Origin of the sequence: Corynebacterium tuberculostearicum (genome assembly GCF_046097465.1) — a bacterium.
In the GTDB taxonomy this organism is placed as follows: domain Bacteria; phylum Actinomycetota; class Actinomycetes; order Mycobacteriales; family Mycobacteriaceae; genus Corynebacterium; species Corynebacterium tuberculostearicum_I.
The window spans coordinates 2,361,279-2,382,441 of sequence record NZ_CP175799.1 but is presented as its reverse complement, the minus strand read 5'-3'; the positions used below and the strand labels follow the sequence as shown (position 1 = coordinate 2,382,441).

At 58.0% G+C, this 21,163-nt stretch carries 13 protein-coding genes; 8 read left to right on the top strand and 5 right to left on the bottom strand.

Annotation, left to right across the window (positions count from 1 at the left end; all coding sequences use genetic code 11):
* Positions 1 to 238 precede the first annotated feature (238 nt).
* The 4 genes from ACKFRX_RS11220 to purT all read left to right on the top strand — a co-directional run bounded on the left by ACKFRX_RS11220 (position 239) and on the right by purT (position 10,158).
* A complete protein-coding gene (locus ACKFRX_RS11220) occupies positions 239 to 562 on the top strand; it encodes a malonyl-CoA-ACP transacylase (RefSeq protein ID WP_408927874.1) in 324 nt (107 codons plus the stop codon).
* Positions 563 to 1,296: 734 nt separating this feature from the next.
* Complete coding sequence (locus ACKFRX_RS11215; RefSeq protein ID WP_408927873.1) at positions 1,297 to 7,641, top strand: VaFE repeat-containing surface-anchored protein; 6,345 nt, start codon at positions 1,297 to 1,299, stop codon at positions 7,639 to 7,641.
* A 155-nt stretch (positions 7,642 to 7,796) separates the two neighbouring features.
* The gene (locus ACKFRX_RS11210; RefSeq protein ID WP_408927872.1) at positions 7,797 to 8,654 is read left to right on the top strand and encodes a class F sortase; all 858 of its coding nucleotides are present in this window, start codon (positions 7,797 to 7,799) and stop codon (positions 8,652 to 8,654) included.
* A gap of 151 nt (positions 8,655 to 8,805) precedes the next feature.
* Positions 8,806 to 10,158 carry a formate-dependent phosphoribosylglycinamide formyltransferase gene (gene purT / locus ACKFRX_RS11205; RefSeq protein WP_408927871.1) on the top strand — a complete coding sequence of 451 codons (1,353 nt, stop codon included), beginning with the start codon at positions 8,806 to 8,808 and terminating at the stop codon, positions 10,156 to 10,158.
* Here the strand turns inward: purT and ACKFRX_RS11200 are convergent.
* Together ACKFRX_RS11200 and ACKFRX_RS11195 are read right to left on the bottom strand one after the other, a co-directional pair.
* Positions 10,155 to 10,637: a GNAT family N-acetyltransferase gene (locus tag ACKFRX_RS11200; protein ID WP_408927870.1), complete on the bottom strand. Its 483-nt coding sequence runs from the start codon at positions 10,635 to 10,637 to the stop codon at positions 10,155 to 10,157. The two genes, purT and ACKFRX_RS11200, sit on opposite strands and share 4 nt — an antisense overlap.
* 3 nt (positions 10,638 to 10,640) lie before the next feature.
* The gene (locus ACKFRX_RS11195) at positions 10,641 to 12,002 is read right to left on the bottom strand and encodes an FAD-dependent oxidoreductase (RefSeq protein ID WP_408927869.1); all 1,362 of its coding nucleotides are present in this window, start codon (positions 12,000 to 12,002) and stop codon (positions 10,641 to 10,643) included.
* 228 nt (positions 12,003 to 12,230) lie between these two features.
* Between ACKFRX_RS11195 and pta the strand changes: the two genes are divergently transcribed.
* From pta to ACKFRX_RS11175, 4 genes are all read left to right on the top strand, one after another.
* Positions 12,231 to 13,592 carry a phosphate acetyltransferase gene (pta, locus tag ACKFRX_RS11190; RefSeq protein ID WP_408927868.1) on the top strand — a complete coding sequence of 454 codons (1,362 nt, stop codon included), beginning with the start codon at positions 12,231 to 12,233 and terminating at the stop codon, positions 13,590 to 13,592.
* A complete protein-coding gene (locus tag ACKFRX_RS11185; RefSeq protein ID WP_005325574.1) occupies positions 13,593 to 14,816 on the top strand; it encodes an acetate kinase in 1,224 nt (407 codons plus the stop codon).
* Between the two features lie 146 nt (positions 14,817 to 14,962).
* Positions 14,963 to 15,409 (top strand): helix-turn-helix domain-containing protein, encoded by a 447-nt coding sequence (locus ACKFRX_RS11180; RefSeq protein WP_408927867.1) that lies wholly within the window; start codon positions 14,963 to 14,965, stop codon positions 15,407 to 15,409.
* Complete coding sequence (locus ACKFRX_RS11175) at positions 15,409 to 15,963, top strand: PIN domain-containing protein (protein WP_408927866.1); 555 nt, start codon at positions 15,409 to 15,411, stop codon at positions 15,961 to 15,963. The genes ACKFRX_RS11180 and ACKFRX_RS11175 overlap by 1 nt, the downstream gene beginning before the upstream one ends.
* 89 nt (positions 15,964 to 16,052) lie before the next feature.
* Here the strand turns inward: ACKFRX_RS11175 and ACKFRX_RS11170 are convergent, their stop codons facing one another.
* From ACKFRX_RS11170 to ACKFRX_RS11160, 3 genes are read right to left on the bottom strand one after another with little or no spacing between them, the layout of a single operon-like run.
* On the bottom strand, positions 16,053 to 18,641 hold the full coding sequence (locus tag ACKFRX_RS11170) for a tetratricopeptide repeat protein (protein WP_408927865.1): 2,589 nt from the start codon (positions 18,639 to 18,641) through the stop codon (positions 16,053 to 16,055).
* Positions 18,638 to 19,651 (bottom strand): glutamate ABC transporter substrate-binding protein, encoded by a 1,014-nt coding sequence (locus tag ACKFRX_RS11165; protein WP_408927864.1) that lies wholly within the window; start codon positions 19,649 to 19,651, stop codon positions 18,638 to 18,640. The genes ACKFRX_RS11170 and ACKFRX_RS11165 overlap by 4 nt, the downstream gene beginning before the upstream one ends.
* The gene (locus ACKFRX_RS11160) at positions 19,651 to 21,096 is read right to left on the bottom strand and encodes a hypothetical protein (protein ID WP_408927863.1); all 1,446 of its coding nucleotides are present in this window, start codon (positions 21,094 to 21,096) and stop codon (positions 19,651 to 19,653) included. The genes ACKFRX_RS11165 and ACKFRX_RS11160 overlap by 1 nt, the downstream gene beginning before the upstream one ends.
* Between the last annotated feature and the right edge of the window lie 67 nt (positions 21,097 to 21,163).

The window sequence follows — 21,163 nt, the reverse complement described above, 5'->3', positions numbered from 1 at the left end:
AGGGGGAGCTAGTCCTCACCAAGCGAAAGCGCCCGTGTGCCGTCATTGAGACGGAGCACGGGCGCTGTGGTGTTTCAGCGCCCCTTAACCGCCCACAAGGCCATGGCATGGTGAATTAAGGGTTTCCATGTTGAACGTAACCCGATACTAAGCTAAAGTTAAGTCTGCTTTAAGTACAGAGAGTTTTCAGCCATAGCGGGCCCTATTCCCGCGCATTACCACACAGGGAGTTACTTCAATGATCATCAAGCTTGTGAGCGGCCTGCTTGCCACCATTATGGGATTCTTCGGCCTGGGCACCCCGGTACAGGAGGCTGCGCCGGCACCTGAGCAGGAGCAGGTTGCTGTTGCTGAGCAGGGCAACACCGACGACGTGCAGGCTCTTATCGACGCCGCCCACGCCGAAGCCGGCTACGAGTTCATCAGCGTCCGCTACGAGGGCGACACTGCCAATATTGCCCTGAACCCGGAGACCTACAACCCGGATAAGGATGGCGATACCTTTGGGGCAGTTTCCCAGCTCCTGCAGGAAAAGGGTTACCAGGTCACTGCCGTTCTTTAAGGCTTAGTTCATTCCAGGATCCGCACTGCGGCCTCGGTAAAGCATCCGCTTGCCGACGCCCGTGCGGATTTTTCTTTGCCCAATTCTCCCTCACTCCCTATTCGAGGGGCCAAAGTGTGATTGTGATGACCCTAGGCAGAGTTTTCGCTCACACATCCCTTCTTGGAACTGAATGGCGATAGGGTTAGTGTTTACTACATTTCTAGTATATCGAACGTGCGTGCACCCCTCGCGAATGCTCTCTAGCCACTCCTGTAGCACCAACTTTCCATGGATAATTCCGGAGTAATGCGATGAAATTGTATGCAGATCGCCCTCTGAAATTTGCACGAAATTAGATAAACTGCAGCGTATAGAAGTGTTTACATGGGGTTCGTTAAAACCAATCTTAGTATTGGTTAAGTTATCGGTTTGGTTCTTTAGTCTTGGAAAATGCCTAGTGGACGTCGAACATATGTATTTAACACTAGGTTGTCCGTGAAAATAAGTACATCTACCTGTGGTTAAGGAATTAGAAATACTGCATAACGTGCAGTTTTCTAAAGGTTTCTGGCTGGCGCCTTAAATTTTCCCGTGATATTATCCTGAGAGCACAATAAGAGTTAATCCAGATTCGGGTTCGAAACCCTGATTAACCGCAGTGTGTTCAAGTCTCAATTTCAGGTTCTGCTCAGCGAAAACGCTCGCTGTACAGGAAACGAATGTAAGTATTTGTACCGCTCGAAGAGGAAAGAATGAGTAAATTAAGAAATATATCCCGAGAGGGGTGGATGGTCTTTACCGCAGTGCTTGCTGCAGTTGCGGTAATTGCAGCCATGGTCACCGTTCCGGGAAGCAAGGCGGAGGCTGCTGAGCCTACCGACTTTGTTCCAAATGAAACGTTGGGTTCTGAATCCGCTAAAGCTAGCTCGGGTGGTGTGGACGAAACCTGGCACGCTCTTGTGTGGGCCGGTCAACCACCTAAAGGTGCGGCCAATAACGGGCATGAGGAGAATGACGTTGGATGGGGTTGGTGTTTGGATGCTTCCACTGCCAACCCGATGCAGATTAATCGAAGCTATACTCGGGCAACCGCGGAAAAACTTTCGGTGCCTGCTGAGTATGAAGATGCTGCAATTAATGTGGCGATGAAGCTTCAGGATGCCACAAATAAGGGTAAGAAAGATAAAGCTTTCAACTACCTTGTTTACTTGGCGGCGCTGACGTCTACGCCAGTTGGTAAGCCCTACGCCACTACTGCAATTACGGGCAATTTTTCCTACGGTGATGCTAATGGCGTTCATCCTTACAAGGCTTTCACAGGAGATGAAAATGAGTTTGCTGAGCTGACTGGTTTCCGCGTCAAAAGTGCGATCGATGGCACGCTGGTTAAGGATCCCTCCATTAATATTCCGGCGAAACCAGAGGGCTCGTATATTACTGTTGTAAAGCCTAGGGGTTCCGAGACGAATTCCCATGCGACTAAGGGGCAAATGGTCTACCCAGTGGACCAGCCTGGTTTGCCGGATACTCCGGACAATGGTGGCGGCTCTGAAGAACCGACTACTTCTCCAGAGAACCCAAATACCGAGGAGAACACGACCGAAGAGACTACCTCTGAGAATCCGGAAGAGGAGACTTCTTCTAGCGAGACGACTACCGATTCTGAGCCGTCCAATACTGAGGAGACCACTTCTAAGGATTCCACTACTGAACCGACCTCTCCTGAGGAAACCACTACGGAGGATACTGACGAGCCGACTACTGATGTAGTACCTAATCCTGATCCGACTCCGACTACGGAGAAGCAGGAGAAGGACCTCAATCCGAAGATTGAGACCGAGGCTTCCTTTGATGGTGACAAGCAGCAGGTTGTTGCTGGCGCTACCGTTAAGGACAAGGTTCATTACGAGGACCTTGTTCCGGGTAAGAAGTACACCCTGAAGGCTGAGCTGCATAACAAGGCTGAGAATGATAAGGGTGAGCACGAGGTCGTCGGCAAGGGCGATGTAACCTTCACCCCAGAGAAGTCTGCCGGTGAGCAGGTCGTTGATATTAAGGTCAACGACGATGTTGAGGGCGTCATCAAGGCTGCCGTCGCATTCGAGGACCTCTACTCTAAGGAGGTCGATGAGAACGGTAAGGAAACTCCGAACTCTGACGAAGAGAAGAAGATTACCGATCACCGCGACATCAATGATGAGGCGCAGACCGTAACTTCCCACAAGAATGCGATTGTTTCTACGAACGCGGACTTCGAGAATGGTTCGAAGGAAGTTGTTGCTGGTGCCAAGATTGTGGACCAGGTTTCCTATGAGGGTTTGGTTCCGGGTAAGGAATACTCCCTGGATGCTCAGCTGATTTCCAAGGACGACGGTAAGACTGTTCTGGGTGAGACTAAGGGTCATACCTTCACCCCGGATGAGGCTAATGGCTTTGAGGCTGTCACCATCACCGTTAATGATGATGTGAAGGAGCCTGTTGAGGCTGCGGTTGCCTTCGAGACTCTGACTTCTAAGGTTGTCAATGACAAGGGTGAGGACACCCCTGACAATGACAAGCCGAACGAGATCGGTGAGCACAAGGACATCGATGATGATGACCAGACGGTGACCAAGAAGAAGAATGCGATTGTTTCTACGAACGCGGACTTCGAGAATGGTTCGAAGGAAGTTGTTGCTGGTGCCAAGATTGTGGACCAGGTTTCCTATGAGGGTTTGGTTCCGGGTAAGGAATACTCCCTGGATGCTCAGCTGATTTCCAAGGACGACGGTAAGACTGTTCTGGGTGAGACTAAGGGTCATACCTTCACCCCGGATGAGGCTAATGGCTTTGAGGCTGTCACCATCACCGTTAATGATGATGTGAAGGAGCCTGTTGAGGCTGCGGTTGCCTTCGAGACTCTGACTTCTAAGGTTGTCAATGACAAGGGTGAGGACACCCCTGACAATGACAAGCCGAACGAGATCGGTGAGCACAAGGACATCGATGATGATGACCAGACGGTGACCAAGAAGAAGAATGCGATTGTTTCTACGAACGCGGACTTCGAGAATGGTTCGAAGGAAGTTGTTGCTGGTGCCAAGATTGTGGACCAGGTTTCCTATGAGGGTTTGGTTCCGGGTAAGGAATACTCCCTGGATGCTCAGCTGATTTCCAAGGACGACGGTAAGACTGTTCTGGGTGAGACTAAGGGTCATACCTTCACCCCGGATGAGGCTAATGGCTTTGAGGCTGTCACCATCACCGTTAATGATGATGTGAAGGAGCCTGTTGAGGCTGCGGTTGCCTTCGAGACTCTGACTTCTAAGGTTGTCAATGACAAGGGTGAGGACACCCCTGACAATGACAAGCCGAACGAGATCGGTGAGCACAAGGACATCGATGATGATGACCAGACGGTGACCAAGAAGAAGAATGCGATTGTTTCTACGAACGCGGACTTCGAGAATGGTTCGAAGGAAGTTGTTGCTGGTGCCAAGATTGTGGACCAGGTTTCCTATGAGGGTTTGGTTCCGGGTAAGGAATACTCCCTGGATGCTCAGCTGATTTCCAAGGACGACGGTAAGACTGTTCTGGGTGAGACTAAGGGTCATACCTTCACCCCGGATGAGGCTAATGGCTTTGAGGCTGTCACCATCACCGTTAATGATGATGTGAAGGAGCCTGTTGAGGCTGCGGTTGCCTTCGAGACTCTGACTTCTAAGGTTGTCAATGACAAGGGTGAGGACACCCCTGACAATGACAAGCCGAACGAGATCGGTGAGCACAAGGACATCGATGATGATGACCAGACGGTGACCAAGAAGAAGAATGCGATTGTTTCTACGAACGCGGACTTCGAGAATGGTTCGAAGGAAGTTGTTGCTGGTGCCAAGATTGTGGACCAGGTTTCCTATGAGGGTTTGGTTCCGGGTAAGGAATACTCCCTGGATGCTCAGCTGATTTCCAAGGACGACGGTAAGACTGTTCTGGGTGAGACTAAGGGTCATACCTTCACCCCGGATGAGGCTAATGGCTTTGAGGCTGTCACCATCACCGTTAATGATGATGTGAAGGAGCCTGTTGAGGCTGCGGTTGCCTTCGAGACTCTGACTTCTAAGGTTGTCAATGACAAGGGTGAGGACACCCCTGACAATGACAAGCCGAACGAGATCGGTGAGCACAAGGACATCGATGATGATGACCAGACGGTGACCAAGAAGAAGAATGCGATTGTTTCTACGAACGCGGACTTCGAGAATGGTTCGAAGGAAGTTGTTGCTGGTGCCAAGATTGTGGACCAGGTTTCCTATGAGGGTTTGGTTCCGGGTAAGGAATACTCCCTGGATGCTCAGCTGATTTCCAAGGACGACGGTAAGACTGTTCTGGGTGAGACTAAGGGTCATACCTTCACCCCGGATGAGGCTAATGGCTTTGAGGCTGTCACCATCACCGTTAATGATGATGTGAAGGAGCCTGTTGAGGCTGCGGTTGCCTTCGAGACTCTGACTTCTAAGGTTGTCAATGACAAGGGTGAGGACACCCCTGACAATGACAAGCCGAACGAGATCGGTGAGCACAAGGACATCGATGATGATGACCAGACGGTGACCAAGAAGAAGAATGCGATTGTTTCTACGAACGCGGACTTCGAGAATGGTTCGAAGGAAGTTGTTGCTGGTGCCAAGATTGTGGACCAGGTTTCCTATGAGGGTTTGGTTCCGGGTAAGGAATACTCCCTGGATGCTCAGCTGATTTCCAAGGACGACGGTAAGACTGTTCTGGGTGAGACTAAGGGTCATACCTTCACCCCGGATGAGGCTAATGGCTTTGAGGCTGTCACCATCACCGTTAATGATGATGTGAAGGAGCCTGTTGAGGCTGCGGTTGCCTTCGAGACTCTGACTTCTAAGGTTGTCAATGACAAGGGTGAGGACACCCCTGACAATGACAAGCCGAACGAGATCGGTGAGCACAAGGACATCGATGATGATGACCAGACGGTGACCAAGAAGAAGAATGCGATTGTTTCTACGAACGCGGACTTCGAGAATGGTTCGAAGGAAGTTGTTGCTGGTGCCAAGATTGTGGACCAGGTTTCCTATGAGGGTTTGGTTCCGGGTAAGGAATACTCCCTGGATGCTCAGCTGATTTCCAAGGACGACGGTAAGACTGTTCTGGGTGAGACTAAGGGTCATACCTTCACCCCGGATGAGGCTAATGGCTTTGAGGCTGTCACCATCACCGTTAATGATGATGTGAAGGAGCCTGTTGAGGCTGCGGTTGCCTTCGAGACTCTGACTTCTAAGGTTGTCAATGACAAGGGTGAGGACACCCCTGACAATGACAAGCCGAACGAGATCGGTGAGCACAAGGACATCGATGATGATGACCAGACGGTGACCAAGAAGAAGAATGCGATTGTTTCTACGAACGCGGACTTCGAGAATGGTTCGAAGGAAGTTGTTGCTGGTGCCAAGATTGTGGACCAGGTTTCCTATGAGGGTTTGGTTCCGGGTAAGGAATACTCCCTGGATGCTCAGCTGATTTCCAAGGACGACGGTAAGACTGTTCTGGGTGAGACTAAGGGTCATACCTTCACCCCGGATGAGGCTAATGGCTTTGAGGCTGTCACCATCACCGTTAATGATGATGTGAAGGAGCCTGTTGAGGCTGCGGTTGCCTTCGAGACTCTGACTTCTAAGGTTGTCAATGACAAGGGTGAGGACACCCCTGACAATGACAAGCCGAACGAGATCGGTGAGCACAAGGACATCGATGATGATGACCAGACGGTGACCAAGAAGGAAGAGGAAACTCCGACCACCAATCCTGTTCCAGGCCGTGAGACCACTGAGCCGACCAAGCCTGGTGAGGAGACCACTGAGCCGACCAAGCCTGGTGAGGAGACCACTGAGCCGACCAAGCCTGGTGAGGAGACCACTGAGCCGACCAAGCCTGGTGAGGAGACCACTGAGCCGACCAAGCCTGGTGAGGAGACCACTGAGCCGACCAAGCCTGGTGAGGAGACCACTGAGCCGACCAAGCCTGGTGAGGAGACCACTGAGCCGACCAAGCCTGGTGAGGAGACCACTGAGCCGACCAAGCCTGGTGAGGAGACCACTGAGCCGACCAAGCCTGGTGAGGAGACCACTGAGCCGACCAAGCCTGGTGAGGAGACCACTGAGCCAACCAAGCCTGGTGAGGAGACCACTGAGCCAACCAAGCCGACTGAGTCGACCGGTGAGACCACTGAGCCGACCAAGCCGACGACTGAGGAGCACAAGCCAGGTGAGCCGTGGGTTACCACGAATGCTGACTTTGCTAAGGGTTCCCATGAGGTCATTGCTGGTGCCAAGATCGTTGATGAGGTTTCCTACGAGGGTCTGGTTCCGGGTAAGGAATACACCCTGAAGGCTGAGCTCATTAACAAGAAGGACGGCAAGTCTGTTCTGGGCAAGGGTGAAGTTACCTTCACTCCGAAGAAGTCCAAGGGCATGGAGCCTGTCACCATCACCGTCAACGATGATGTGAATGAGCCTGTCCAGGCTGCGGTTGCCTTCGAGGAGCTCACCTCCACTGAGGTCAACGACAAGGGTGAGGACACCCCGGATGCAACTCCGGAGAAGCCGAACCACATTGCTGAGCACAAGGACATCAATGATGAGGACCAGACCGTGATCTCCCACGAGGTCCACGATCAGGACAAGCCAGGCGGCTCCTCGGATGGTTCCTCCAACGGTTCCTCCAAGGACAATAAGTGGTGGCTCATCCTGATTCCGGGTATCGGCTTGGGCAAGATCATCAAGGATCACTTCGACCACAAGGATCATGGCAACCACAACGGTGGCCACGGCGACAACTCCAGCAGCCACAATGGTGGCCACGGTGACAACACCGGTAACCACGATGGTGGCAATGGTCACGAGGTCAAGGGTCAGGATGCTCCTAAGGGCGGCAACGCTGACAATGGACACGGCCGTGGCGTCGAGGTCCAGGGTCAGCAACCTGAAGAGACTGGTAACGCACTGCCATCCAACGCTGACCGCGTTGAGATTAAGTCCGTACCGTCCGGCGCAACCGAGCTTGAGCTGGGTATGCAGGATTACATCAAGTAATCCCTAAGCTTCGGTGAGGTGGCCTCCCGGCCCCTCCACCGAGGCTGAGACTTAAACACCAAAAATCCCCTCCAGGGTGTGATTACACACGCTGGAGGGGATTTGCATATACCCTGCACAGGGTAGACAAATTGAGGAAGTAGAGGAAGCTAGCTATGGGAAAGCACAGGGAACCTGAGCAGCCGGAGGAAAATGGAGTTTCTCACTATCCGGCGAGTGGGGAAGAAGGGGGCGTCGGCAAGCAGGGCATGGGTCGTGGCAAGCTGATCGCCATTATCGCGGCCATAGTCGTCGTCGCGCTGGTCTTGTTGCAGGTAGTGCTGTATTTGGCGAGCGATGATGAGGATGAGGCCGGCTCGGCACCAGAGACGGTGGCCAGCGAGAGTGCGTCGGAAGAATCTGGGCCGAAGTCCGATGCCTTCGTGGATGATTCGGGCCAGCAGGAGCACGAGTATGAGGCCGCGCCTGGTGAATTCAAGGGCTTTGAAGGCATGTCCGTGGGTATCGATGGCGAGTACGCGGCCGTGGACCCCGTACAGGTCACGGACCAGGGCGTGCTGCTGCCGCCACACGACGTCACTCGCGTGGGCTGGTACTCCGCCTCCGCTGTGCCAGGTGAGCCGGGCAATGTGGGCTCGAGCGTGATTACTGGCCACATTAACTACCAGGGCCAGGGCACCGGCTATGCGGAGAAGTTCACCAAGCTGAAGAAAGACCAGGAATTTACCGTGGTCATCGACGGCCAGGAGCGCACCTTCCGCGTGACCGAGGCACCGTACCGCCTGCCCAAGGGTTCCGGCTTCCCGGACGTGGTCAATGATAAGGAAGGCAAGAACCGCCTGGTTCTTATTACCTGCGGCGGCCAGTTCGTTGGCGGCGCGCTGGGTTATGAGGACAACATCATTACCGTGGCGGAGCCGGTAGGCGAGCCAGAGCAGCCCGCCGAGCAACCGGCGGGGGAAGCACCGGCTGAAGCCCCAGCCGAGGCACCGGCTGAGGCCCCTGCCGCCTAGGCGGAAACCTTTCAGGCGCCCTGTGGAATTGCCCACAGGGCGCCTTTTCTTATCCATGGCACCTGGCATGTGGGTAGTGGGGTTGGGGCCTAAATGTGAAATAATTTAAGGCAGTAACCGCCGCTGCCTGCGGCTTAGAAGGAGCATTTTCATGGATAATCCAGGCGAGATCGCCGGTCATATTGGCACGCCGCTGACCAGCAATGCCACCAAGGTATTGCTGCTGGGCTCAGGCGAGCTGGGCAAGCAGCTGGCCATGTCCTTCCAGAACCTGGGCCTTGAGGTCCACGCGGTGGATTCGTATGCGGGCGCACCGGCGCACCAGGTGGCGCAGTATAGCTACGTCGCCGATATCAAGGACGCCGGGCGCATCCTGCAGCTAGCACAAGAGATTCAACCGCACTTTGTGGTCCCAGAGGTAGAAACCGTAGCGGTAGAAGCGCTGGAAGAGATGGAAGCGCAAAGTGACGCCATCGTGGTCCCCTCGGCTCGCGCTTGCGCCATGACGCAGGATCGCCAGTGTGTGCGCGAGGTGGCAGAGAATATCGGCTTGCCGGTCTCCGCGTATCGCTTTGCTAGCTCCGTGGAGGAGCTGGAAGAAGCAGTTGGGGAGCTGGGCTTTCCGTGCATCATTAAGCCGGATGTGTCCACCTCCGGCAAGGGCCACATGATTGCCCGAGATGAGGACGATGTGCGCGAGGCCTGGGAGACCGTGCGGCGGGTGTCCTCGGATTCGCAGCGCGTGGTGGCCGAGCGCTTCGTGGACTTTGACCTTGAGGTCACCCTGCTGGCTATCCGGTCCATCGATCCGGCCACGGGCAAACTGGCCACGTGGTTTAGCGAGCCCATCGGACACCGCCATGAGCGCGGTGACCTCGTGGAGGAATGGCAGCCTACCGGCATGAGCGAGATCGCGCTGGAAAATGCCCGCTCTGTGGCCGCGCGCATCTCCAATGAGCTGGGTGGGCGCGGCGTGTACTGCGTGGAGCTTTTTGTCGCCGGCGATGACGTGTACTTTTCCTCCGTATCCCCGCGACCCGCGGATACGGCGATGCTTACCGCCTACACGCAGCGCTTTTCCGAGTTTGACCTGCATGCGCGCGCGATTTTGGGCTACCCCATTGACGCCACCCTGGTTACCCCGGGTGCCAGCGTGGTCATCCACGCGGACGAGGAGCTGAATGAGGTGGCCTATACCGGCGTCGCCGCGGCCCTCAACTACGCCGAGACGGACGTCAAACTCTTTGGCAAGCCCGGGGCTTACAAGGGCCGTCGCATGGGCTTGGTGTCTGCCACCGCGGAAAGCGCGGAGGAGGCGCGCGACCGCGCAGCACTAGCGGCGCACAAGATCGAGGTCACCTCCACGCCGGGCCTGCTGGCCCAGGGTGGTGCGCGCGGCATCCAGCCTGAGGCCGATAACGTCCCCGATATCGAGGTCGTGGAGTACGAGGGCGGCGTGGAGCTCGACCCGAAGCTTGCCTCCGGCGTGGACGACGCCGACTAAGAAGCGGGGCGCAGCATTGGCTGGTGGGGAACTCCTTCGTCGTCGAATAGCTCGCCTACCGGAGTAAAGCCAAAGCCGGCGTAATAGTCCACGAGGCCGGCCTGCGCCTCCAGGTAGAGCGGCTTGCCTGGGTGCATGCGTTCGCCTAGGTCTATGGCCGCCTGGAGAAGTTCGCGGCCGAGGCCCGTGCCGCGCGCGGCGGGCGCGAGCGCGAAGCGGCCGATTTGGGTGCCGGTGGCGTCGGCAAGCGCGGCGTCAGTAGGCGCGGCCGGAAAGACGCGGGCCGTGCCAAGCAGCTCGTGGGAGTCCGCGTCCCAGGCCAGCAGGTGCACGGTCTGGGGGTCGGCGTCGGTGGCGTCAATCTCGGCGTACGGGCAGCGCTGCTCGTGCACAAAGACGTCCACCCGCAGCTTGTAGAGCTGGTGGACGTCCAAGGCCGCCAGCTGCCCCAGGGGCGCGGCGGTAATGATATGCGGCATGGATTAGGCCTGTGGACCGGCGTGCTTGACCATCTCGTCCCACTCGACGATCTTGATGCGCTCGCGGCCGTGCGGCTCGCCGGCGGCGCGCTCGGCAGCATCCAGGCGGTGCCAGCCTTCCCAGGTGGTCACGGCGATATCGCGGGAAGCCAGGAAGTCCAGGATGTCCTGCGGATCGCGCTTGGTGGCAGGCTCCAAGTCACCGGCCTTGTAATCGGCGATAAGCATGGTGGTGGTGTCCTTGGCATCGGACTTGGTATTGCCAATCAGGCCCACCGGGCCGCGCTTAATCCAGCCGGTGGTGTAGAGGCCAGGCAGCTTTTCGCCGTCGACATTGGCCAGCACATGGCCGCCGTCGTTTGGCATGGTGGCCTTGGTCTCATCGAAGGGTACGCCGTCGACGGACTGAGGGTGGTAGCCCACCGCGCGGTAGACGGCCTGGACCGGCCACTCGGTGAACTTGCCGGTACCGGTTACGGTGCCATCGCCATTGAGCTCGGTGCGCTCGGTCTTGATGGCGGTGACGTGGCCGTCCTCGCCCAATACCTCTACCGGGGACTCGAAGAAATGGATGTAGAGCTTGTGCGGGGCATCGCCCGGCTCGCGCATGGCATAAGACTCGAGGGTCTGGCACACCAGGTCGGTGGACTTGGCGGCGCGGCGGGCCTCTTCGGAGGCGGCGTCATACTCGATGTCCTCGGGGTTGACAATGACCTCAATGGTCGGGGACTCGTCTAGCTCCTTGAGCTCCTTCGGCGTGTACTTGGCCTGTGCCGGGCCGCGGCGGCCGAAGACGTGGACCTCCTTGGCACGGTTTTTCTTCAGCGCTGCGTAGACATTATCCGGGATCTCGGTAACGAGCAGCTCGTCGGCGGTCTTGGCCAAGATGCGAGAGACGTCGAGGGAGACATTGCCCACGCCCACGACGGCGACGGATTCTGCGGAGAGATCCCAGTCGCGCTCGAAGTTGGGGTTGCCGTCATAAAAGCCTACGAACTCGCCCGCGCCGTGATTGCCCTTAAGATCCTCACCGGGGATGCCGATGCGCTTATCGGCGGTGGCGCCGGTGGCGAAGATGATGGCGTCGTAATACTCGCGCATCTCCTCGACGGTGATGTCCTTGCCCACCTCGATATTGCCCAGGAAGCGGATCTCTTCTTTTTCCATAACGTTGTGCAGGGACTGCACAATGCCCTTAATGCGCGGATGATCTGGTGCCACGCCGTAGCGGATCAAACCGAACGGCGTTGGCATCTTTTCAAAAAGATCGATCTGCACATCGAGGTCGGATTTCACTAGAAGGTCAGAGGCGTAAATGCCTGCCGGGCCGGAGCCGACCACGGCGACGCGCACTGGGTTAGTCATGTGCTTAGGGTGTCCTTTCTTTCGTTGTGCTGCATATTCTACGCGGTCACTATGCGATAAAAACCACAGCATTACTAACCCCAGTTTAGGGCGGTCACGATAGGGCATAGGAGGGGGTAAATCGCGTACAGTGGAAGAGTCACCGCGTGTTAATAACTGTGATGGCTGACATGAAGTTATGACACGCGTTAATTGTGTTCAAGTGACCGTGAATGAAAGGTAATTTGCATGTCTGCATCCCATTCCGCAGTTATCAGCACTATCGGCCGTGGCTTTGATGGCCTCGATGTGTCGGCCCTGGCCCAAGACTTGGGGGCGGAGTTCATCCGCCTCGAAGACTTTGATGCCACCGTCGCCGCTGTACTCGCTGAGGCGCCTGCTGCCGAGAACATCGTGGCGCAGGGTACCGGCGATATCGCTTTTGATGCTGAGGTAGCTGCCGCCCTCGGCCTGCCCCTGGCCATCATTTCCCGCGCCTCGCAGCGCACCGGCGAACTGGCCCAGCAGAATGCGGAATCCTTGGGTGCCACCGTCGCTGGCATCTTCACCGATCTGGAGGCGGTTCAGGGCGCACTTTCCTCGCTTGGCGACGTCACCCCGGTCATGTCCGCAGACCTCTTCCAGAAGCAGCTCATTGACCAGGCCCGCGCGGCTGGCGCACACATCGTCTTGCCGGAAGGCGACGATGACCGCATCCTCGAAGCCGCTCATGTGCTGCTGCGCGATAAGGTTGCCAAGCTGACCATTCTGGGCAACGAGGCCGATATCAAGGCCCGCGCCGAAGAGCTCAAGCTCGACCTGGCTGGTGCCGAAATCATCAATCACCTCGAGTCCCCGCTGGCGGAGGAATTCGCCGCCGACTTTGCCGAGCTGCGCAAGAAGAAGGGCGTTACCCTCGAGCAGGCTCGCGAGACGATGCAGGATATCTCCTACTTCGCCACCATGATGGTCCACAAGGGCTTGGCCGATGGCATGGTCTCCGGCGCTGCTCACACCACCGCCCACACCATCAAGCCTTCCTTCCAGATCATCAAGACCAAGCCGAATGCTTCCGTCGTCTCCTCCATCTTCCTGATGGTCATGCGCGGCCGCCTGTGGGCCTTTGGTGACTGCGCTGTTAACCCGAACCCCACCGCCGAGCAGCTGGGTGAGATCGCGATTGTCTCCGCACAGACCGCTTCCCAGTTCGGTATCGACCCGCGCGTGGCCATGCTGTCCTACTCCTCCGGTACTTCCGGTTCCGGCCCCGACGTCGAGCGCGCCGTCGCCGCCGTAGAGGCCGCCAAGAAGCTGGATTCCTCCGTCAAGGTGGATGGCCCGCTGCAGTTCGACGCCGCCTGCGACCCAGGCGTTGCTGCGAAGAAGATGCCGAATTCTGAGGTTGCCGGACAGGCAAATGTCTTCGTCTTCCCGGACTTGGAGGCTGGCAATATTGGCTACAAGACGGCACAGCGTACCGGCGGTGCGCTCGCCGTGGGCCCGATTCTGCAGGGCCTGAACAAGCCGGTTAACGATTTGTCGCGTGGCGCGACCGTTCCGGACATCATCAACACCGTTGCAATCACCGCTATTCAGGCTGGAGAGAAATAAATGTCATACGTTCTGGTCCTTAACTCAGGTTCTTCCTCCGTTAAATTCCAGCTGGTCGATCCTGAATCCAGCGCCACGGATACCCCGTTGGTCTCTGGTTTGGTCGAGCAGGTTGGCGAGCCCCTCGGCGCTGTCACCGTGAAGACCGGTGGCGAGAAGTACAAGGAAGAGCTGGAAATTCCTACTCACTCCTTCGGCCTTGAGCGCGCTTTTGCCATCATGAGCGAGCACAACGTGGGTCCGACCGATGTGGATGTCATCGCCGTTGGACACCGTGTCGTCCACGGCGGACGCCTCTTCTCCGAGCCGCAGCTCATCGTGGACCAGATCGAGTCCATGATTGAGGACCTCATCCCGCTGGCTCCACTGCACAACCCGGCCAACTTGGACGGCATCCGCGTGGCTCGCAAGATGCTGCCGGATATCCCACACGTTGCCGTCTTCGATACCGCCTTCTTCAACACCCTGCCGCCGGCAGCTGCGCTGTATGCCATCAACAATGAGGTGGCATCCAAGTACGATATCCGTCGCTACGGCTTCCACGGCACCTCCCACGAGTTCGTCTCCCAGCAGGTTCCAGGCCTGTTGGGGCGCGACCCGATGCACACCCACCAGATCACCCTCCACCTGGGCAACGGTGCCTCCGCTGCGGCCATCCGCAACGGCCGCGCCATTGATACCTCGATGGGCTTGACCCCGCTGGCTGGTTTGGCCATGGGTACCCGTTCTGGCGATATTGACCCAGGCATCATTTTCCACCTTGTCCGCCAAGCGGGCATGAGCGTAGATGAGATTGACAACCTGCTCAATAAGCAGTCCGGTGTCAAGGGCATCTCCGGTGTCAATGACTTCCGTACGCTGCGCGAGCGCATCGACAACGAGGACCAGGACGCATGGCTGGCCTACAATATCTACATCCACCAGCTGCGCCGCTTCATCGGTTCCTACATGATTGCCTTGGGCCGCGTTGACGCCATCACCTTTACCGCCGGTGTGGGTGAAAACGATACCGAGGTGCGCCAGGATTCCCTGTACAACCTGGATATGTACGGCATCCACTTTGATAAGGAGCGCAACCTGGTCCGTTCCGACCAGCCGCGCATGATCTCCACCGAGGATTCCCCGGTCAAGGTCTTCGTTGTGCCGACCAACGAAGAGCTGGCTATCGCTCAGAAGTCCGCCGAAATCGCCGCAATGGCGCGTGAGGCTGGCCTCTACAAGTAAAGATTCTCACGTCTAGCTAGCGGCTGGAATATGAATAAGGGGCGTGCGGTCCGCAAGGGATCGCACGCCTCGTTTTTATCTCTGAACCTAGTACAGTAACTGTTTCGTTTATTTCGTTTATTTCGTTTATTTTGTAAGGTGAGGGTATGAAGGACTTACAAAATGGCGGGGCAACTCGGGATACCAGCCCAGCGGAAGAGGCTTTATTAAGGCTCAATTCTGTGTTGGAGGCAAAAGATTCACCGGCACCAGTGGATATATTCGTGCAAGGAACCGAACAAATAATCGCAATTCCGCGAGAGATCGCTGAAACCCTGCAGAAAGTTCTCGCAATCGAAGCGGCAGGGAAATCGGTCCGCGTAGTGCCCGAGGAATCCGAATTCACCACGCAACAGGCAGCAGACTTTCTCAATATTTCGCGGCCACACGTTGTAAAGCTCATTGATGAAGGGAGCCTTCCCGGCTACAAAGTTGGTTCCCATCGGCGCGTGAGTCTTGCGGATCTGCAGAAATACAAGAATGAAAGAGATGCCCGTCAGCGCCGTGCCGTAGCTGAATTAACAGCCTTATCGGAGGACCTGGAGCTATATTAGTGGGGCTGTTGACGGTAGTTTATGACGCCAATGTGCTCTACCCGAGCATGCTCCGTGATGTCCTGATAAGGGTAGCTGGTAGCGGTGTATTCCGTGCCCGATGGACGGAGCGAATCCTAGATGAAGTCTTTTTTAACTTGCAGCGCAATCGCCCTGATTTAGACCCTAAAAAGTTATGCCGCACCCGTAGATTGATGTGTTTAGCGGTTGAGGACTGTCTTGTGACTGGATACGAGGAATTAATCGATGATCTATGGCTACCAGATCCGAATGACAGGCATGTCCTAGCGGCAGCAATTAGTTGTGGTGCTCAAAGTATCATCACTGAAAATGTAAAAGACTTTCCTTGTTCTATTCTTGATGGTTTTGGCATTAGGCGGCAGAGCGCCGATGAGTTCTTGTGCGAGTTAATCGCTTCCTCGTCCGCGATTGTGCAGCAATCGATTGAGGACGCGGCTGCCACTTTTCAAAAGCCACCGCGAAGCGTGGAGGATGTCCTAACGGCATTAGCGTTATCGGGAACACCGAGGGCAGTTGAAATGCTTCGTTCTTAAATTTTCAAACGTGTCGTCTGATTTATGTAGCGCAAAAAGGCCTAGATGATGTGCTGCTTGTGGGGCGGCTGTACGAGCCTATGTAGCGATTAGAAGGTGGTGACCGGGCGGACCTGGTTGGCAAGGTCAACGAGCGCGTAACGGTGGCGGCTAAACGGTGCTTGGCGCGCGAGGGCGCGGAGTGTCTCGGAGAGACCGGTGCGCAGGCCACGCTGGGTAAAGGCGTATTCGAAGAGGTCGTTGGGGGAGGCGGCGCGCGAGAGATCAGCATTGCGCAGGAAATTCAGGCCGGCGGAGATGACGGCGATCTTGATCTGCAGGAAGCGCGGCTCGTTGGTGGGGACCTCTTCGAGGCGTCGGGCGGCGCGGCGGATGCGGGACTCGGAGAGATCGTGGACGATGAGCTGGAGGATCGTCGTCAAGCGGGCCATGCGGTAGTGGCGCGAGGCATTGGGGACCTTGTCGAGGACCACGACGGCTACCTCCACCTGGCCCTCGGAGCGCAGCTGGCGGGCGAGGCCAAAAGCAGAGGAGACGGTGGTGGGGTTGGTGGACCACACAATGCCGTAGAGGCGCATGGAGTTAAAGCGTAGCGCGGCCGGATCCTGGGTGACGTGGTTCCAGATTTCCGGCTGGCCCTCGAAGGCGGAGTTGGGTAGATCAGCCAGCGTGGAATGCATATTGGAGCAGGCCCGCGCCACGGTAGGGTCAATAAGCGCGGTATCGCTATAGTCCAGCTGCTGCAGGATGAGCTCGTTGATGGCGGCGATGGCGAGCTTGGGCGCCGCCTCGCCTGGCAGGAGGTCGAGGACGGTGGAGAAGTATTTTTGAGCGTCACGGTAGTCGTCGTGAAGCAGCTCGGTAATGCCGGCGTACCACTGGAAACGCCAGTCCCGGCCGAGGCGGTCCTCGATGGAGCTCAGCCACTGGCGGGCTTGGCCGGTATAGCCCAGGTCGATCATGGAGCGCACCACGCCCAGCGGGATTTCGGCAGAGTGCTCGTACTCGGGGGTCTGCATGGCCTGGCGGAGGGTCTCCAGGGCCTCCTGTGGCTCCGCATAGGAAGCGCCTTGCAGCAGGCCGGCGCCCACGTCATCGCGGTCCAGTAGCGGGGTAGGCAGGGCGGAGACGACCTCGGGGGCGGTGATTTGGACGGTGCGATCGATGCCGTCGATAAGCTGATCCGTGCGGAAAACCAGGTGCTTGGTGCCAAAGGTGGTACGTTGCGGCGAGAAAAGCGAATGCTGGGAGGGGTACTGCAGGCCGTCGCGGATGGCAATGACCTCGCGCAGCACGCCGTAGAGCTGGGTGCGCAGCTCCTTGATGGAGGTAAAGCGGCGCTCCGGATCCGGGTCGGTGGCGCGCTGCAATAGGCGGTAGAGCGACAAGAAGCGGCGCAGCTCCGGCTCCTCGGTCGGGGTGGGAATGCCTGGCAGATAGACGCCGTCCTCGGTAGGCAGCTTGAGGCAGAGCGAAGCCAGGGTGCGGCCGATGGTGTAGATATCGCTGGCGATGGAAGGGCCCTCGGTGGCCACTTCCGGGGCTTGGTAGCCCTTGGTGCCGTAGATATAGCCAAACGCGCCAATGCCGGAGACCGCGCCTAGGTCAATGAGCTTGACCTGGTCCTCGGTGACGATGATGTTATCGGGCTTTAGGTCGTTATAGACCACCCCGCGCGAATGCAGGTACTCCAGCGCGGGCAGGACTTCCAAGATATAAGCAATGGCGATATCGACCGGCAGGAGCTTATCCGGCTGCTTTTTGCGCCTGCTTCTTAGCGACGGCCCGCCGACATACTCCATGACAATAAAGCCGCCGGGCACCCGGGCGTCATCGATGAAATTGAAAATCTTGACGATGCCAGGGTGAGTAATATCGGCGAGAAATTCGCGTTCTGCCACCGCAGCGGCTGTTTCATCGGCCGATTTTTGGGCCTGCATACCTTTGAGGACCACCACTCTTCCGGAGACAAAGTGATCATTGGCTAGGTAAATCCAGCCCATGCCGCCGTGGGCGAGAACGCCCAAGATTTCGTACTGTCCGGCCACCATGTCACCGGGCTGTAGCTGTGGTGGCGGAATCTTCTTGTCTGAGGATTCCTCGGTGGGGTCAATGAGCGCATCGGTCGGCTCGGCCGGGGTGATAAACGGCAGGCGCACCATGCCATCAGCCACGCGGCGCTCGGCGCGGTGGGTGCCGCGACGCTCGCGGAAGGTATCGAGCGCGCGGCGGCGCGAGCGCTGCGAGGAGTCCTCTTGGGATTTTTGGACGCGCTGCTGTTCGCGTTGGGCGCGGATATTATCCAGATCCGCCAGAAGGCTGGAGATATGGTCTGGGTCGATGGAACCATCGCCGTCCTCGTCTTCGTCCGCGAAGGGATCGAAGGCAACCGCGGAAGTGCCGGCATCATCGCCGGGTTCATCCTCGTCGGCGAAGGGGTCGAAGGCTACGGCCGCAGTGCCCTCTTCGTCTTCGTCCGCAAAGGGGTCGAAAGCTACGGCGGCGGTGGCGGGGCCATCGTCCGAGGGGCCGTCGCCCGAGGGGGCATCGTCCAGCGCATCCGGCTCCTGCGCGGAATTGGCGGCATTGGTGGGCTGGCGGAAGGCGCGCTGGGTATCGAGGTTCTCCGGCTCGATGTATTCGAGCTCGTCATCGCTGAAATTCGGGTTATGGCTCATGGCTTAGCGTCCTCCTCGATGTACTTTCCGGCCGGCAGGATGGGCTCTTCCAGGTAGGCGCCGAGCCACTCCTCAAAAATGGAAGACCAAGTGCCGTCGCGGCGGATGCGTTCGAGCGTGGAATTTACTTGGCGCAGCAGCGGGCGGGTGTCATGCTGCTTGCTGGGGCGGCGCACGGCCACGCCGTAATTCTCGGTCTCTAGCGGCTCGCCCACGATGGAGGTATAGGAGTCTTGGGCGGCCATGCCGGAGAGCAGGGCATCATCGACGACGATGCCATCGGCCTGGTTAAGCTGCAGGGCCATTAGGCAATCGCCCCAGGAACGGGTGACCAAGATATCGGACTTGGGGGCGTGTTCGCGGATGGTTTCCAGCGCGGTGGACGCGCCCACACCGCATAGGGTCTTACCGGCGGCGTCCTTGACGGACTTCATACCGGAATTGGTAAGCACCAGCATGCGGGTTTGGGTGTTCATATAGGGAATGGAAAAGGCCACCTCGCGCTCGCGCTCCGGGCTAATGGTCATGGTGCGCACGATCATGTCCACCGCGCCGGTATTGAGGGCATTAACGCGGTCGGAGGATTCTATGAAGCGGAAGTCCACCTTATTGGGATCGCCAAAGATATCGCGGGCAATCTCGCGGGCGATATCCACCTCGAAGCCGCGCACGTCACCGGTGGCGGCATCGCGGTAACTCATCAAGTTATTGGAACGGTCCACGCCCACGATGAGACGACCGCGCTTGACGATGTCCGGAACCCGCTCCTTCGCCTTCTTATCATCCGGGCGGTAGCTGCCCTTGATTTCCTCATCAGAGGCGCGCTGCGCGGCGGTGGAGCCGGCCTTTTCAATCTCCGCTCCTTCCGGCAGTGGCGGGCCCGGCCGGGAATCGAGGGCGTGCTCGGCGGGCGCCTCCAGCGGAGGGGCGGTGCGAACGTCGCAGGAGGTCAGTGGAAGCGCGGCGCAGAAGCAGGCAAGCGTGGCGAGGGTAAGGCGTGTGCGGCGCATTAGAGGTACTCCTGCAGTCGGGGGCGGATGCCCAGCCACACGGCAATAATGGCGCACAAGGTCAGCAGGAACACGGCCGAGGACACCGCTGTCATGGCGGTCAGGCCGCGCTCCAAGTAGCTGCGCATGGCGATGCGCGCCTGGCCAATGAGATCCGAGAGCTCCGCGTCGAGCTCATCATAGGAACGCGCCGCGGTCATCTCGCCGTTCTTGGGTTCGGTGGCCGTGGCCTGGTAGATGGCCTCGTCATAGTCGCCGTCCTTGAGCGCGCCCATGAGTTTGTCGTGGGTGCCGCGCCACTGCTCGGCGGCAGCCCGGGCGCTGTGGATGAGTTCTGGGTCGGTGACCTCCACGTCTTCATCATTGAGCGCTTCCTCATAATCCTCGAGGGCCCCTTCGATGGAGTTGATGGAGCTGGAAAAACGCACCATTGAATCCTCCTCGGAGGAGCGCAGCACCAGCGCGAGGGTCTCGGAGGTGCGCGCCTGCTGCGCCTCAATTCGTGAGGCCGTGAGCGAATCCCACGGGCGTGAGGCCGTCTCGAAGCCCTGGTGGCCGGTGGACCAGGTGGCGAGGTTGGATAGCGCCACCCAGGAGATGGCCAAGAAAAGCAGCACGCTGGCAGTTAAGAAGCCGCGGTTAAAACGCCGGCGGGTCTGGCGCCACAGCCACCATTGGGCCACGGCGAGGAAGAAGAGCGCCGCCAAGAGGCCGGAGAGCGGCACCCACTGCGGCGAGGTGAGCTCTTGCTGCTGCTGGTTTACCTTGGCGGTGGTCAGCTGGAATAGCTCGGAGGCAGCCGGTAGGATACGCTCGCGCATCAGCGCCGAGGCATTGGACATATAGGAATTGGCCACCGCATTGCCCGCCCGGTGGTTGGAGCGGGCCTTTTCCACCATCGCGGTATAAACGGGCAGCTCGCGTTGGATAAAGGTCACCAGCTCGCGCACGCGACCATCTTCTTGGGTGGTGCCCAGCACGGATTCGGTGGCCGCTACGGAAGCGGCATCGATGGCCTCGTTATAACTATCGCGGTTTTCCTCCGATTCCACGCCCGCCTGCACGAAGCCGGTGGTGGCCACGGTATCGGCCACCGAGAGCGAACTATAAAGGTGGTGCGCCGCGTTCGACATCGGCTCGGTGGTGGACAGTAGCTCGTCCAAGTCGGAATGGCGGGCGGCGGAAGACTGGGACATCGATAAGCCGGCGGCGCCTAGGGCTACGGTGAGAATGAGCGTGACCGTAAAAAGCTTGCCTGGGGTGGTGGAGGCGAAGTAGTAGAAGCGGCGCAGCAGGCGTGCCGGGCCCGCGAACCATTCCATGGCGCGGCTGCTGAGCCCGCTGAAGGCTGGGCCGGTGGGCGCGGTGACCTCATCGAGCCAGTGATCGCTCGGGTGAGCGTGCTCGTCATGCACGCTTTCTGCCCGGACTGCCTGCTCGGTCATTCACTCAGAATAGCGCCCGCAGTGTGCTGGGCGCCACCATATACCCGCGTGTGTGGCTAGGATAGGC